This window comes from Chitinophaga nivalis (genome assembly GCF_025989125.1).
Taxonomy (GTDB): domain Bacteria; phylum Bacteroidota; class Bacteroidia; order Chitinophagales; family Chitinophagaceae; genus Chitinophaga; species Chitinophaga nivalis.
In genome coordinates this window covers 4,700,087-4,714,639 of the sequence record NZ_JAPDNR010000001.1, presented here as the reverse complement: position 1 = coordinate 4,714,639, position 14,553 = coordinate 4,700,087, and the positions used below count along the sequence as shown (strand labels likewise).

Annotated in this window: 12 protein-coding genes and 4 tRNA genes; 8 read left to right on the top strand and 8 right to left on the bottom strand. The window is 45.6% G+C overall.

Annotated elements, in window-relative coordinates; genetic code table 11:
* Nucleotides 1–40: 40 nt before the first annotated feature.
* Nucleotides 41–409, top strand: coding sequence for a DoxX family protein (locus tag OL444_RS18650; RefSeq protein WP_264730756.1), 369 nt, complete (start codon nucleotides 41–43; stop codon nucleotides 407–409).
* A gap of 228 nt (nucleotides 410–637) precedes the next feature.
* Here the strand turns inward: OL444_RS18650 and OL444_RS18645 are convergent.
* The 4 genes from OL444_RS18645 to OL444_RS18630 form a co-directional block, all read right to left on the bottom strand.
* A tRNA-Arg gene (locus tag OL444_RS18645) sits at nucleotides 638–711 on the bottom strand.
* A gap of 152 nt (nucleotides 712–863) precedes the next feature.
* Nucleotides 864–937 (bottom strand) — tRNA-Arg (locus tag OL444_RS18640).
* A 144-nt stretch (nucleotides 938–1,081) separates the two neighbouring features.
* Nucleotides 1,082–1,155, bottom strand: a tRNA-Arg gene (locus OL444_RS18635).
* Nucleotides 1,156–1,981: 826 nt separating this feature from the next.
* Nucleotides 1,982–2,055 (bottom strand) — tRNA-Arg (locus OL444_RS18630).
* Nucleotides 2,056–2,180: 125 nt separating this feature from the next.
* Here OL444_RS18630 and OL444_RS18625 point away from each other — a divergent pair.
* On the top strand, nucleotides 2,181–2,654 hold the full coding sequence (locus tag OL444_RS18625; RefSeq protein WP_264730758.1) for a 23S rRNA (pseudouridine(1915)-N(3))-methyltransferase RlmH: 474 nt from the start codon (nucleotides 2,181–2,183) through the stop codon (nucleotides 2,652–2,654).
* Nucleotides 2,655–2,683: 29 nt separating this feature from the next.
* Nucleotides 2,684–3,301, top strand: a complete 618-nt coding sequence (locus OL444_RS18620; RefSeq protein ID WP_264730761.1) for a rhomboid family intramembrane serine protease — start codon at nucleotides 2,684–2,686, stop codon at nucleotides 3,299–3,301.
* A 355-nt stretch (nucleotides 3,302–3,656) separates the two neighbouring features.
* On the opposite strand, the gene tilS is transcribed toward OL444_RS18620, so the two are convergent.
* Both tilS and OL444_RS18610 read right to left on the bottom strand, forming a co-directional pair.
* Nucleotides 3,657–4,994, bottom strand: coding sequence for a tRNA lysidine(34) synthetase TilS (gene tilS / locus OL444_RS18615; RefSeq protein ID WP_264730763.1), 1,338 nt, complete (start codon nucleotides 4,992–4,994; stop codon nucleotides 3,657–3,659).
* 24 nt (nucleotides 4,995–5,018) lie between these two features.
* Entirely contained in the window at nucleotides 5,019–5,330 is a 312-nt protein-coding gene (locus OL444_RS18610) for a tetratricopeptide repeat protein (protein WP_264730765.1), read from the bottom strand.
* 134 nt (nucleotides 5,331–5,464) lie between these two features.
* Between OL444_RS18610 and OL444_RS18605 the strand changes: the two genes are divergently transcribed.
* The 4 genes from OL444_RS18605 to ispE all read left to right on the top strand — a co-directional run bounded on the left by OL444_RS18605 (nucleotide 5,465) and on the right by ispE (nucleotide 8,900).
* A complete protein-coding gene (locus tag OL444_RS18605; protein WP_264730767.1) occupies nucleotides 5,465–6,205 on the top strand; it encodes an electron transfer flavoprotein subunit beta/FixA family protein in 741 nt (246 codons plus the stop codon).
* A 36-nt stretch (nucleotides 6,206–6,241) separates the two neighbouring features.
* Nucleotides 6,242–7,213: an electron transfer flavoprotein subunit alpha/FixB family protein gene (locus tag OL444_RS18600; RefSeq protein ID WP_264730768.1), complete on the top strand. Its 972-nt coding sequence runs from the start codon at nucleotides 6,242–6,244 to the stop codon at nucleotides 7,211–7,213.
* A 196-nt stretch (nucleotides 7,214–7,409) separates the two neighbouring features.
* Nucleotides 7,410–8,009, top strand: coding sequence for a bifunctional nuclease family protein (locus OL444_RS18595; protein ID WP_264730769.1), 600 nt, complete (start codon nucleotides 7,410–7,412; stop codon nucleotides 8,007–8,009).
* 81 nt (nucleotides 8,010–8,090) lie between these two features.
* Complete coding sequence (gene ispE, locus OL444_RS18590) at nucleotides 8,091–8,900, top strand: 4-(cytidine 5'-diphospho)-2-C-methyl-D-erythritol kinase (RefSeq protein WP_264730771.1); 810 nt, start codon at nucleotides 8,091–8,093, stop codon at nucleotides 8,898–8,900.
* Between the two features lie 3 nt (nucleotides 8,901–8,903).
* Here ispE and rplT read toward each other — a convergent pair whose 3' ends face one another.
* Both rplT and rpmI read right to left on the bottom strand, forming a co-directional pair.
* Nucleotides 8,904–9,248 (bottom strand): 50S ribosomal protein L20, encoded by a 345-nt coding sequence (rplT, locus tag OL444_RS18585; protein ID WP_078673350.1) that lies wholly within the window; start codon nucleotides 9,246–9,248, stop codon nucleotides 8,904–8,906.
* Between the two features lie 49 nt (nucleotides 9,249–9,297).
* Nucleotides 9,298–9,495: a 50S ribosomal protein L35 gene (rpmI, locus tag OL444_RS18580; protein ID WP_264730782.1), complete on the bottom strand. Its 198-nt coding sequence runs from the start codon at nucleotides 9,493–9,495 to the stop codon at nucleotides 9,298–9,300.
* A 430-nt stretch (nucleotides 9,496–9,925) separates the two neighbouring features.
* Here rpmI and OL444_RS18575 point away from each other — a divergent pair.
* A partial coding sequence (locus OL444_RS18575; protein ID WP_264752032.1) for a DUF8696 domain-containing protein occupies nucleotides 9,926–14,553 on the top strand: 4,628 nt, incomplete at its 3' end.

Below are 14,553 nucleotides of genomic sequence, written 5' to 3'. Positions count from 1 at the left end.
TTGATACCCTAAAGTTATTATATAAATTATTAACAAATTTATGATGAAACGGACTTATCGCATTACGACCATTATTTTTCTTGTCATCCTGTTTTTAACGGCTATTACTGATCTGATGAGAATGGATTTTGTACTGACCACGGTACGGCATCTGGGTTATCCGGATTTTCTGCCGCTGTTGATTGGTACCGGAAAATGTATCGGTATTATTCTTTTAAGTCTTCCCCGTTATACACCGTGGAAGGAATGGGGTTATGCAGGCTTTACTGTTTTATTTCTCAGCGCAGCAGCCTCACATGCCTTTGCGGGGGATGCTTTGGGCCATATCCTGCCGCCATTGATATTTGAAACGTTGTTACTCGTTTCTTATTTCAGCATGCGTAAAGTAGTGCATAATGCTACCGCATAATGTTTACGTATCCTTCTTCTTTGCTGCCCTGGTAAAGGAGAAGGATCAGCTTTATCGTCAGTGTTGATTTTTGCCGGCAGGAGGTTATAAAGATGCGTGCGGGAGTTCAGATGAGGCTTGTTTGTTTTGTATGGATTAACTAATGGAATGGAGTGGTGGATCATATAGGCAATGCGACAGGCACCAATGAAAAAAGGTTCCAGCAGATGCTGAAACCTTTTCTTTTTGTGACCTCGTCTGGATTCAAACCAGAAACCTTCTGATCCGTAGTCAGATGCTCTATTCAGTTGAGCTACGAAGCCATTTTGTTTTTTCTCTTTCGAGATGGCAAATGTAGAAGTTTTTACGATTCTAACAAATTATTTTTCAACTTTTTATATTTGACAACTTTTTTGCAAATATAAATTTGGTGATAAAAAATGCTGCAATAATATGCAGCATTTTTTTCTTTTTGTGACCTCGTCTGGATTCAAACCAGAAACCTTCTGATCCGTAGTCAGATGCTCTATTCAGTTGAGCTACGAAGCCGTTTTTCTCTTTCGAGATGGCAAGTGTAGAATATTTTTCAATTCTAACAAATTATTTTTCAATTTTTTATATTTGATGACTTTTTCACAAATATAAATTTGGTGATAAAAAATGCTGCAATAGTATGCAGCATTTTTTATTTTGTGACCTCGTCTGGATTCAAACCAGAAACCTTCTGATCCGTAGTCAGATGCTCTATTCAGTTGAGCTACGAAGCCGTTTCCCCTTTTGGGATCGCAAATGTAGGATTACTTTTTATTCTGACAAATTTTTTTTGAAATATTTTTCAAACAGGACTATCGTAAACGTATATACGCTAATCATACAATCCAATAAAACCCTTTACTGACAAAGGTTACATCAATATAAAAAATCTCGAAAAAAAATAATTATCAGCCCGAAAATCATCACTTCTCTCATCTGCTACGCTCCTATTGTTTTCCTTCTACGTATATACATACCGCCTGATAGGTGCTGCCGGTGGATGCTCCAGCTGATTTCTTCAGCTGTAATCATTCAAAAAGAGATAACTATTTTCGCAGGATGTCTGCCCACAATCATTCCTGGCTGGCAACCGGCTGATTTTTTTATCTCCCGGTATTTTCCAGAAAGCAGTCTCCTGTCCTCTCCGCCGGCATTTACAGCAGCAGTTTCCTTTCATATATAGCGACTTTCGCGTCTCTTCCCCACGAATACACGCTATGGCCGTTGCCGGATATACCTGGATGCCTACACGATGCACCCCCCTTTTCAATAACGGCAACACACCTGGCTGCTATCCTCCAAACCATCTGTGGCATCAACTCCGGGACGCTTTTCGCTGGCTGAATAGCGCTGGTACAACCAGTAAGCAACACCAGTAACAGATGCATGGAAAAGGATACTTATGACCAGATTTGTTGCGTGGATACAGGGAGATTTTATTCCGCAGGTCTAACAGTTGGGTACTGTCAGACGGCCATCACATGGACTATTGCCTCATAGCTGGTGGTATATCCAGCAACAAAAAAGGAAAGACCGTTGACCGATCTTTCCTTTTCTTTGTGACCCCGTCTGGATTCAAACCAGAAACCTTCTGATCCGTAGTCAGATGCTCTATTCAATTGAGCTACGGAGCCGTTTTGTTGTGATTGGATTGCAAAGGTATACGTTTTTTTCAAAATACCAAATTCTTCTTCAAAAATTTCTGCAATATTCTGATTTACACTTACTTTTACAGTAATAGCCTAATATTATATACGAAGTGAAAATTCAACTCTGGAGCATCGGAAAGGAACATGATCCCTACATCAGGGACGGGATAGCTGTATTTCAAAAACGACTACAGCATTATGTGGATTTTGAAATAAAGCTGATTCCTACTGTGAAACAGGCCGCCAGTTTATCGGTACCGGAGCTGAAAAAACAGGAAGCCAAAATTATCCTGGACCTGTTGCAGCCGACCGATTTTTTACTGGCGCTGGATGAAAAGGGTAAAATGATGACGACTGTACAGTTTGCAGATTTCCTGCAACAGCGGAATAATGCCGGTACCCGGCAGCTGATTATCCTGATAGGCGGCGCTTTTGGCATCGATGCCTCCGTATTGCAACGGGCCCAGTTACAAATGTCGCTTTCCCCGCTTACATTTCCGCATCAGCTGGTACGGCTCATTTTTACCGAGCAACTATATCGTGCCTATACCGTATTAAACAGAGAGAAATATCACCACCAATAGTTACATTTATAGTCTAATTACCTGAGTTTATGTCTATCAGTCTTATTATTATTATCATTACCTGTCTGGTTTCCTATACTGCACTTAATAACTATGACCAGCTGGACAAGATGAGCATGCAGCCTTACATGGTAAAGGAGTACAAACAATACTACCGGTTTATTACCTCCGGTTTTATCCATGCAGATTACCAGCATCTTATTTTCAATATGCTTACCTTATATTTCTTCGGTAGTTTTATTGAAAGCGTTTTTGCCCAGCTATTCCAGAATAAGCTGGTGTATGTGATCTATTATATTCTGGGGATTATCATATCGGATATTCCTTCCTACATCAAACACCGCAACAACCAGTATTATTCTTCTGTAGGAGCATCCGGTGCTATTTCTGCGATTGTGTTTACTGCGATCCTCGTCAATCCCTGGGCGCCGATTTATTTATTCTTTGCCATTAAAATACCGGCCGTAGTATATGGGGTATTGTTCCTGGCACTCTCCGCTTATATGTCTAAAAAAGGCGGCGGTAACGTCAACCACGATGCGCATCTGTGGGGTGCGTTGTTTGGGCTGGTGTTTCCGTTGGTATTCCATCCGGAACTGGGCAGCTTCTTCATCAATCAGATATTGCACCGGCAGATGTATATGTAATGCCACATAAAAAACCTCCGCTTTCCATTTTACATCAACGGAAAGCGGAGGTTTTTTTATGCGGTATCGTTTGCGGTTTAAGGTATAGCTGTAAATGAGATCTTCAGGGGAACAGCTACCTGCAACAGGTATGCATACCGGTAACCAAATCTTGCAAATGCCCTGCGGGCAGATGCCTGACTGATCTCCCACACAGGTATCTCCCTAAATAAATATATAACGTTTATGCATATACGATTATAGTTCTGCTGAAACAATTAATGGAAAGCAGCCGATATTATTTCTTTTAAAAACAATTGCCCGAAGCGGTAGATCCCCTACCCTTCGGGCAAATGCAGACGGCCGTTGCGGCCATTTATTTATCCAGCTCCAGGCTGATCACCTGGCGGGTTTTCTCTGTAATTTTAAAACGATCGTCTATCCGCATACCAACTACCCACACAATACGTTTCGCTGACTCCAGCACCCACACATTTTCTTTCTGCGGTAAAGATAATTTCTGGTCTATCAGGAAGCGGCTGAGTTTCTTCTTTTTGGGTAATCCCAACGGATAAAAGTAATCGCCTTGTTTCCATTTCCGGAGGATTAAGGGAAAGCTGATCTGTGCGGCATCCAGCCAGGCAATGGCCGGAGAAGCAGGGATGTTGCCCGGCTGATGCTCCAGCGCTTTTATGCGCAACTGACCGGCAGGAAAGGTAATATGTCCGGATGGCGTGTCGATCACCACAAGTGGTGCAACTGCAGTTACCAGTGGTGTGATCAGTATCCAGGCACGGTTGCGGATAATGCGGTGGGTACTGGTTTCTACCAGTTTCCCGGACTCACTGTCGAGCAGCTGCAATACCTGTTTCACCTGTGCCGGAGAACAGTTAAACTGCCGGAACAGTTCCCAGGCAATGGTTTGCAGCGGTACACTTTTTTGCAGTTTCAAAACAGGCACCATCCAGGTATTATCTTTTTGAAACAATAATCGTTTCCGGTGTTTCTCCATCGCCTGCTGATACAATATTTCAGCCTCCCGGATACGGTCTATGGTACCTGCCATATTTTTCACCGCACCAGGATAAGCTTCCGTCAGTGGCGGGATAATATGATGCCGGAAAAAATTACGTGTATACTTGTCCGTTATATTGGAACTATCTTCCACATGGGAGATATTATGCATCGCTGCATAGGCTATCAGCGTATCTTTCAGCGTAAACAGCAGCGGTCTTACAATACGTTCCTGTTTGGGCAGGATGCCATGCAGACCGGCAATGCCGGTACCTTTGGCAAAATTCATCAGAGCTGTTTCCACGCTGTCCTGCATATGATGTGCGGTGGCCACAACGGCATATCCGCCGGTGGCCCGGATTTCCTCCAGCCATTTGTACCGCAGCTCACGGGCAGCCACCTGAATGGTCATATGCTGTGAGGCGGCGTAGGCGGCTGTATCAAACTGTATTACGTGCAGGGGCAGGTCCAGTGCGGCTGCCAGCTCCCGTACAAAATTTTCATCTCTTACTGATTCTGCCGCGCGCAATTGAAAATTACAGTGAGCAATACCGGCGTTGTAGCCGGCGGCTTTAAAAAGATGGGCCATCACCACAGAGTCGAGACCACCACTTACCGCCAGCAGTACCTTTTGGGTGGGGTCGAACAGCTGTTGCTGTCCGATATAGTTGGAAAAATGTGTCAATAAATATTGCGGCATCCGTAATTTGTTGGATTTATAATATCAATATACGAGGTCCTCGTAGGCAGATTGCAGTTCGTTATAAGCGTGTCGTTCGTTGCCGGCTTTGGCCATTTCCATCCCTTTTTCGTAGGTGCGGATAGCGGCTTCTTTATCGCCGGCTCTTTCCAGCAGTTTACCCAACTGGTAGTATGAACCTACGTATCCTGGTTCATGAGCCAGCAATTCTTCCAACAGCTGCCGGGCGGTGGCATCGTCGTTGAGTTTCATATACTCCAGTGCCAGCGCGTGTTTGAGGAAACTATCCTGGGGGGTTTTCTCCAGGAAGGCTTTTATTTGTGCAATTCTATCCATGCCTTTATCATTATTTTTATATATAATATGTCTAGGAAAATGCTGATTAAAATCATCTGATCTCCTGGCGGTTGGCGTACAATATTTAGATATATTTGCTATTACCGCATTTTTAAACCAAACAGTTTAAGGCCATGAAGATTTTAGTTTGTATCAGTAAAACTCCGGACACGACTGCAAAAATAGCTTTCACGGACAATAACACGAAATTCAATGAGGCTGGTGTACAGTTTATTATTAACCCGTATGATGAATGGTATGCACTGGTAAGAGCGCTGGAAATAAAAGAAACCCTCGGCGCAGACGTACATCTCATCACTGTTGGCGGTGCAGATTGTGACCCTGTAATTCGCAAAGCATTGGCCCTTGGCGGCGACGAAGCATTCCGCGTTAATGCAGATAGTGCAGATAGCTACTATATAGCTTCACAGATAGCTGCCCACGCTAAAGAAAAACAATACGATATTATTTTTACCGGTAAAGAAACCATCGATTATAACGGTTCCGGCATAGGCGGTATGGTGGCGGAACTGCTGGATCTCCCCTATGTTTCTATTGCAGCAAAATTTGACCTGAATGGTACCACTGCTACTATCAACCGGGAAATTGAAGGCGGTGAGGAAATCTGCGAAGTATCCCTGCCGGTAGTAGTGTCCTGTCAGAAAGGAATGGCAGAAGCACGTATCCCTAACATGCGCGGTATTATGGCTGCCAGAACCAAACCCCTGGCTGTTGTAGAACCTGTAGCTGCCGATACCCTGACCAGTGTGGTAAGCTTTGAGTTGCCTCCTGCCAAGGCCGGTGTAAAGCTCATCGATGCAGACAACGTAGCAGAACTGGTGAAATTGCTGCATGAAGAAGCGAAAGTCATCTAAGGGTACTCTATTCTCCAACACTTATTAACGTCATCAATGTCTATATTAATATTCGCCGATCAGGCACAGGGAAAAATCAAGAAAGCCGCACTGGAAGCTATTCAATACGGCGCTAAAACAGCTGCACAGACGGGCACTACTGCCACTGCACTGGTATTGGGTCCGGTAGACGCAGCAGAACTGACTGCACTGGGTAACTACGGTGTACAGAAAGTATTGCACGTAGCCGATGCCCGTTTACATGAAGTAGAGACGATCGTGTTTACAAAAATAATTGCTGCCGCTGCAGAAAAAGAAGGCGCCAAAGTAATTGTATTCCCGCACAACTTCGACGGGAAAGCAATTGCACCCCGCCTCGCAGCACGCCTGAAAGCAGGTCTGGTAGCAGGTGCGATCTCCTATCCGGATACCTCCAATGGATTTGTAGTGAAGAAAAGTGTGTTCTCCGGAAAAGCATTTGCCAACGTCAACATTACTTCTGATATAAAGATCATATCACTCATTCCTAATACATTCCCCCTGACACCAGGCAGCGAAACAGCTACTGTAGAGGCGTTCAGCCCAGCTATCAGCGATGGTGACTTCAAGGTAAAAGTGATAAAAACAGAAACTGTGAGCGGTGATATTCCGTTAACGGAAGCAGAGATTGTTGTGAGTGGTGGCCGCGGCCTGAAAGGCCCTGAAAACTGGGGTATCCTGGAAGACCTGGCCAAGGCGCTGGGTGCAGCTACTGCGAGTTCCCGTCCGGTAGCAGATGCCGGCTGGCGTCCGCATCATGAACACGTAGGTCAGACAGGGCTTACCGTAAGACCTAACCTGTATGTAGCCATCGGTATTTCAGGCGCGATTCAGCACCTCGCTGGTGTAAACGGCAGTAAGGTAATTGTGGTGATCAATAAAGATCCGGAAGCACCGTTCTTCAAGGCAGCCGACTACGGTATTGTAGGCGATGCATTTGAAATAGTGCCGAAGCTTACTGAAGCCGTGAAACAATTTAAACAGGCATAATTAATTAGCAGATCAGGCAACCCCTGGTGCCGTGAATAATACAGCGATCTTTTTATCGGACCCGCTATTCACAGCGCAGGCTTTTGTCTGATCTGCCCTTATATTAGCCATTTATCATGATAGATTTTTTTTAGATAAGGAATATTTTTCTAACTTCACGGTCTTACAAAATAATCAGCGACAACGCAAGACAGATATGAGAAAAATAGAACTGGAAATAGTTGCTTTATCGCACAGCATTACGCAGACTCATTCATATGCCGTGGTACTGGGGGAAGTAAATGGTTTACGCCGTTTGCCTATTGTGATTGGTGGCTTTGAAGCGCAGGCGATCGCCGTGGCCCTTGAAAAAATGCAGCCCAGCCGTCCTCTTACGCATGACTTGATGAAGAACTTCATGAACGCATTTAACGTTGAATTACATGAAGTGGTAATCAGCAACCTCCAGGAAGGTATTTTTTACTCCAAGCTTATCTGTTCCAGTAACGACGAAACCATAGAGATCGATTCCCGCACATCTGATGCCCTCGCACTGGCTGTACGTTTTGGATGTCCTATCTATACTTTCGAGAATATCCTCAACAGTGCTGGCATATTACTGGACGATCCTGCAGGCAAAAAAAGCAACAAACCTGTCACCCCTACCATCTCCGAACATGAAAAAGGAGCGGAAGACGACCTGAAAGCCATGAATGTAGAAGAACTGACCCAGTTATTGCAAGAGGTATTGGAACAGGAAGATTACATCCGTGCCATCGCTATCCGCGATGAAATCAACAGCCGAAAAAGCAAGTAATTTATTTTTATACAGCTAATTGCAGCCGGTAGCCCTCATCATGCTACCGCTGTTATTTTATCGTGCAATGCCTTTACAGCAATGATCGTTTTTCCCAACTGTAAAATAAACCTGGGCCTCTATATCACCGCCAGACGGGCCGACGGTTTTCATGACCTGGAAACTGTATTTTATCCGCTACCGGTGCAAGACGCCCTGGAAGTGATTACACCCGGTACCCTGCAATTTACCAGCAGCGGCATTCCTATTCCGGGCGACCAGGACAGCAATCTTTGTCTCCGGGCCTTTCATCTCCTGCAGCAGGACTTCCCTGCCCTGCAACCGGTGAATATTCATCTCCATAAACATATTCCTATTGGTGCGGGATTAGGTGGCGGTTCCGCCGATGCTGCGTTTATGCTGCGGTTGCTGGATCACAAATTCCAACTGGGACTGTCAGAAGAACAGCTGACGGCATATGCGGCACACCTGGGTAGCGACTGTCCCTTTTTCATCCCCAATAAGCCTTGTTTTGCCACCGGGCGGGGGGAAATACTGGAACCTATTGCGTTGGATCTCTCCGGCTACTCATTTCAACTGATATACCCGGCCATTCATGTGAATACCGGCTGGGCGTTTAAACAGTTAACACCCCGCGTGCCGGCCCATTCCCTGCGGGAAATGATCCAGCTGCCGGTAAGCGACTGGAAAGAGGTAATCAGCAATGATTTTGAAGGGCCTGTATTCCAGGCGCACCCGGTATTAGCGACCATTAAAGCACAGTTATATGCGGCGGGGGCACGCTATGCCGCAATGAGTGGAAGCGGCTCCGCAGTGGTGGGTATATTCCCTAAAAATAAAATAGCTGACATCCTGTGGGATGCCAGCTACCGGGTATTTACTATTAAGTAAGTCTTACTTTACAGAAGCTACCAACGCTTTGAATGTTTCTGGTTCATTCATAGCCAGATCAGCCAGAACTTTTCTGTTCAGGTCGATGTTTTTACCAGCTAATTTGTTCATAAACACAGAATAGGTCAACCCTTCTGCTCTTACTGCAGCGTTGATACGGGCGATCCACAGCTGACGGTAGTTTCTTTTCTTTAATTTACGACCAACATAGCTGTAAGTGAGTCCTTTCTCGAGAACGTTCTTCGCTACTGTGTAAACATTTTTTCTTTTACCGTAGAAGCCTTTGGCTTGCTTTAAGATCCTTTTTCTCCGGGCTCTTGAAGCTACGGCGTTAACTGAACGAGGCATTTACTTTGTTTTTTCTCAGGTTATAAAATTCGATTTGTTTTGACAGCTCCTAGCGGAGTCCCAGCATTCTCTTAACCAGGTTAAGATTTGCTTCGTGAACCAGCGTACTACCTCTTAAGCTACGTTTTCTTTTCGTAGATTTTTTGGTCAGTAAGTGACTTTTGAAGGCCATGAACCGCTTAATCTGTCCGTTCCCGCTCACCTTGAAAGTTTTCTTGGCCCGGGAATGTGTCTTTACTTTGGGCATCTTACATCAAATTTGGTCTGCAAAGGTATGAAAATATTTGAATAAAATTCGCTGCTGTACAAATAATTAGGGTTTATTGTAAATGTGGATAACTTGTTTGATACTTTTTTCTCCTTCTTTAAGCCGCTGACAATCAATTTGCGCCAACAATTCCATCGGCTTATCTAGCACATCCATTATATTAGGATTATTAATACTTTTTTTATTTATGTATATTATTTATAATTTTAATCTTTGAATAGTTATATATTTTAACCATACTATGCATAAAACGCTGGTGCCTATGAAAACACTTTACTCTTTTTCGCCACCCTGTTGGCTGACAACGACCTGTCCCTTTAATCGAAGTAAAAAGTTGGAAAACCAAAACGCCTGAGGTAATTCATCCTTACCTGGCGCTAATGTTTTTTTCACTTAACTGTTTACACCTATGAAACGATTCTTAACCATCCTCCTATACCTGCTACTGGGGTTTGTGCTGTTAATCCATCAAAAAGCACAGGCACAGGAGCAAAAGGTATTCATCAATGCTCCCGACACCATTTGTGCGGGCAGCTTTGCGACCCTGAACGGTATGCTATGGGACCCGGATACCTTTCGGGTAGACTCGATGAGCTGGAGTGTAGATCGACCTACGTCCAGCTACACCTTGCTTACACCCACCGGCGGAAAGCTGGGAAAAATGATCCCATCCTCCACCTATCCTACCGTCACCGGTATTACCATCAAATTAAAAGATGTAGGTGTATACACGTTTTCGGTAACCGTATACGGAAAGCGGAACTGGTATCCCGGCGACTATGGTAGTTGGACCGTGACCCGAAAAGTAGTCGTAAAAGATTGTACGATTCAAAGCTGTCAGGGTAAAACCAGCAACGTTTCCAACTTTAAAGAAGACTTCGGACGACTGCGGGTTGGCGGAGGCCGGAAAACAAGTGCCTACATGCTACCTCCCCCTACCGGTTATCAATATGCCGGTAGCGGAACACCCGGCGATGACTACTACGCCGTTTATTACAACAGCAACCTGAAATCCGACTGGGTAACCTCAGGCGACAGAACCCAGAACGGTAATCTCAAGGGAGATACCCTGGGCGGTATGCTGGTGGTTAACTCCTCTTTTGCGAAGAAAACATTCTATTCCAGAAGAGTTGACAACCTTTGCCCTGGTTCTGTATATAACTTTAGTGCTTACTTTTTAAATATTAATAGTGAAGAAACCTTTAACAGTATCTGCGCCCGAAAAGAGAGTGATGGCGCACCATACGGATACCGCTACGCCGGTGTAACCTTTATTGTAAAAGACTTAAGTGGAAAAGAATTAAACCGCTTTAAGACCTTCGACGTTTCCATGAACCTCGGCGCCCCGATGTGGCAACGTTATGGTGGCAGCTTTAAAACAGGGGGCGGTATCACCAGCGTAATCGTGGAAATTCAAAACGATAACCTGGGAGGTTGCGGTAACGATATCGCCATCGATGATATTGAGTTTACCTATTGTGATCCGAATATTTATTCCTTTATTGATGGTGTAATAGATCCTCCCCTCCGGGAAGATTCTCTTTGCGCCGGCTCTCCGGTAGATATGACCTCGGTATATACACCCGGCGATTATTTTACCCATCCGACTTTTCAGTGGGAAATCAGTTATGACAACATTAACTGGAAACCGCTGACCGATTCCATCAACCGTACCGGTACAAAGGATTCTATCCTGCATCTGGGCCCGGGCGTACTGAAAGGACACCCTACCCTACCCACGGTAATCTGGTTCCGGGTAAAAATTACAGAAAAAGGGAACCTCGCTTCCTGCGCGGCCCCTTCTGAACCGACCAAGATAACGGTGCTACCCAAACCTAAGGTAACCGTTTCGTCTGCCAGGGTCTGTAAGGGGGAACCCGTAACACTTTCTGCATCGGGCGGCTATACAAAATATGAATGGCTCGTCACGCCCGTCGTCATTGGGCCTACGTATCATACTACACCCGATAGTACGAGCACGTATAAGGCCATTGGTATTGCCAATTATGGTAACGATAAAACCTGTACCGACACCGGACAGGCTACCGTCGTTGTAGATACGCTGCCGCATGTAAAAATTACCGGCGGACCAGCGACAGTATGTATAGGCGATCGCGTTGATCTGCACATACAACCTTCCAATGCACCATTTAATATTACCTGGAAACCTGTTGGTACCGGCACGCCCGGTAAAATTGATTTTGTGGACTTCCCCGCAAAAGTAGATACCAACAGATATTATGTAACCGTGAAAAACGGCGTCTGCGAAGTAGCAGACAGCTTTAAAGTAAGAGCTTACGCCGTACCGGTTCCTAAAGTTGTAGCGCCTCCTGCACAATGCGGTAAAGATGAATTTACACTGACCGCTACCCTGCAGCCTGGTGAAAGCGGCGAATGGTCACTGGTAACTGCGAATCCTGCGATTACAGTAGCTCCGCTTTCCGCCATCAACAATGCAGCAGCACCATCTACCCTGACGACCATCGTGAAAGGTGTACCTCCCGGCACACCTGTGCAACTCAAGTGGACGGTGACCAATCTCGGTAATACAGCTTGTACCAGAGATACCACAGTGACGCTGAATAATTATGCTGCCATTACCGGCCATGAAATTGAAGCGGATCAGGTACTCTGTACAGGTGAAAAACCAGCCCTGCTGACAGGCAAAGGAACCATTTCCGGCGGATCAGGTACTTATACCTACCAATGGCAAAGCAGTACAGATGGGGTGAACTTCACCAATATTCCATCTGCTACCGGTCCTACCTACCAGCCGCCGGTTCCGCCGAACAATGCAACGGGGGTATTCTACCGCCGTCTGGTAAATGCGGCACCTTGCTCCGGTGTTGCCAGCAACGTGGTAAACATCCGCTTCAACCAGTTAGTGTTAACCGGAAAAGGTCCTGCTGATATTAATATGGAGTGTGTAGCCGGTACAGATTATACCACCCTGTTTGGCACACCTGTATTTGCAGGATATAATGTAACGGTGAAACAACTGCCGGATGCGATTACTAACCCGAACGCCTGTACGCAGGTATTCAAACGCTCCTGGATTGCGACTGATGGTTGTGCGAAAACCATGACCATTACCCAAACCATCACCGTTACTGATACCAAAGCACCGGTATTCACTTATAAACCGGCTGCGGATACTGCGGTTGACTGCGACAAAACATTCCTGCCGGACGCTATTACGCCAATTGCAGTGGATGATTGCTCTGCTGTTAAAGTGACTTATACAGTTTCACCAAAAACCATTGGCGCCTGCGCAGGTAATTATAATTATATTATTACCTGGACTGCTAAAGATGCCTGTGGCAACACCGCTACTACGCAACAGAAAGTTACCGTATCTGATAAAACAGCGCCGGTGTTTGTACTGAAACCAGCTGCAGATACCACGGTGAATTGTGATAAGGTGCCTGCTCCCGCTGATGTGAAATACACCGTGAGCGATAACTGTACGGCGGTTGGAAAAATAAAAATCACCTACAGCGAATCACCGAAAGTGAATACGCCTGGCTGTACAAACGGCTACACCTTCACCCGCACCTGGATTGCGGAAGATGAATGCGGTAATAAAACTACCCTCACCCAGAAAGTGACTGTGGTAGATAATGAGGCGCCTAAGTTTGTACTGACACCTGCCGCGGATACCACCGTAGATTGTAATAAAGTACCAGCACCTGCTGATGTGAAATACACGGTAACAGACAACTGTTCTACTGTAGGCAACATCAAGGTGACTTACTCCGAATCTGCCAAAGTACCAACCGCCGGTTGCGCCAACGCCTACTCCTTCACCCGTACCTGGGTGGCAGAAGATGGTTGTGGCAATAAATCTACCATCACCCAGAAAGTGACCGTAGTAGATAATGAAGCACCGAAGTTTGTACTGATTCCTGCCGCGGATACCACCGTAGATTGTAATAAAGTACCAGCGCCTGCTGATGTGAAATACTCTGTGACAGACAACTGTACCACTGTAGGGAACATCAAGGTGACTTACTCCGAATCTGCCAAAGTACCGACTGCCGGTTGCGCCAACGCCTACTCCTTCATCCGTACCTGGGTGGCAGAAGATGGTTGCGGCAATAAAACTACCATCAACCAGAAAGTGAACGTGGTAGATAATGAAGCTCCTAAGTTTGTACTGACACCGGCTGCGGATACCACCGTAGATTGTAATAAAGTACCTGCTCCGGCGGATGTGAAATACTCTGTGACAGACAACTGTACCACTGTAGGGAACATCAAGGTGACTTACTCCGAATCTGCCAAAGTACCAACCGCTGGTTGTGCCAACGCCTACTCCTTTATCCGTACCTGGGTAGCAGAAGATGGTTGCGGCAATAAAACATCCATCAGCCAGAAAGTGACGGTAGTAGATAATGAAGCGCCTAAGTTTGTATTGACACCGGCTGCGGATACCACCGTAGATTGTAACAAAGTACCTGCTCCTGCTGATGTGAAATACACTGTGACAGACAACTGTACCACTGTAGGGAACATCAAGGTGACTTACTCCGAATCTGCCAAAGTACCTACTGCCGGTTGTGCCAATGCCTACTCCTTCATCCGTACCTGGGTAGCAGAAGATGGTTGTGGCAATAAAACTACCATCAACCAGAAAGTGACCGTGGTAGATAATGAAGCACCTAAGTTTGTACTGACACCGGCTGCGGATACCACCGTAGATTGTAACAAAGTACCTGCTCCTGCTGATGTGAAATACGCTGTGACAGACAACTGTACCACTGTAGGTAACATCAAGGTGACTTACTCTGAATCTGCCAAAGTACCTACTGCCGGTTGCGCCAACGCCTACTCCTTCATCCGTACCTGGGTGGCAGAAGATGGTTGCGGCAATAAAACTACCATCACCCAGAAAGTGACGGTAGTAGATAATGAAGCACCGAAGTTTGTACTGACACCGGCTGCGGATACCACCGTAGATTGTAATAAAGTGCCAGCACCTGCTGATGTGAAATACACAGTGACAGACAACTGTACCACTGTAGGTAACATCAAGGT

What these genes read in the sequence shown, in the direction of transcription:
- OL444_RS18650 (WP_264730756.1), top strand. Translation starts at nt 41, where the DNA reads ATGATGAAACGGACTTATCGCATTACGACCATTATTTTTCTTGTCATC.
- OL444_RS18620 (WP_264730761.1), top strand. Translation starts at nt 2,684, where the DNA reads ATGTCTATCAGTCTTATTATTATTATCATTACCTGTCTGGTTTCCTAT.
- tilS (WP_264730763.1), bottom strand. Translation starts at nt 4,994, where the DNA reads ATGCCGCAATATTTATTGACACATTTTTCCAACTATATCGGACAGCAA.
- OL444_RS18610 (WP_264730765.1), bottom strand. Translation starts at nt 5,330, where the DNA reads ATGGATAGAATTGCACAAATAAAAGCCTTCCTGGAGAAAACCCCCCAG.
- OL444_RS18605 (WP_264730767.1), top strand. Translation starts at nt 5,465, where the DNA reads ATGAAGATTTTAGTTTGTATCAGTAAAACTCCGGACACGACTGCAAAA.
- OL444_RS18600 (WP_264730768.1), top strand. Translation starts at nt 6,242, where the DNA reads ATGTCTATATTAATATTCGCCGATCAGGCACAGGGAAAAATCAAGAAA.
- OL444_RS18595 (WP_264730769.1), top strand. Translation starts at nt 7,410, where the DNA reads ATGAGAAAAATAGAACTGGAAATAGTTGCTTTATCGCACAGCATTACG.
- ispE (WP_264730771.1), top strand. Translation starts at nt 8,091, where the DNA reads ATGATCGTTTTTCCCAACTGTAAAATAAACCTGGGCCTCTATATCACC.
- rplT (WP_078673350.1), bottom strand. Translation starts at nt 9,248, where the DNA reads ATGCCTCGTTCAGTTAACGCCGTAGCTTCAAGAGCCCGGAGAAAAAGG.
- rpmI (WP_264730782.1), bottom strand. Translation starts at nt 9,495, where the DNA reads ATGCCCAAAGTAAAGACACATTCCCGGGCCAAGAAAACTTTCAAGGTG.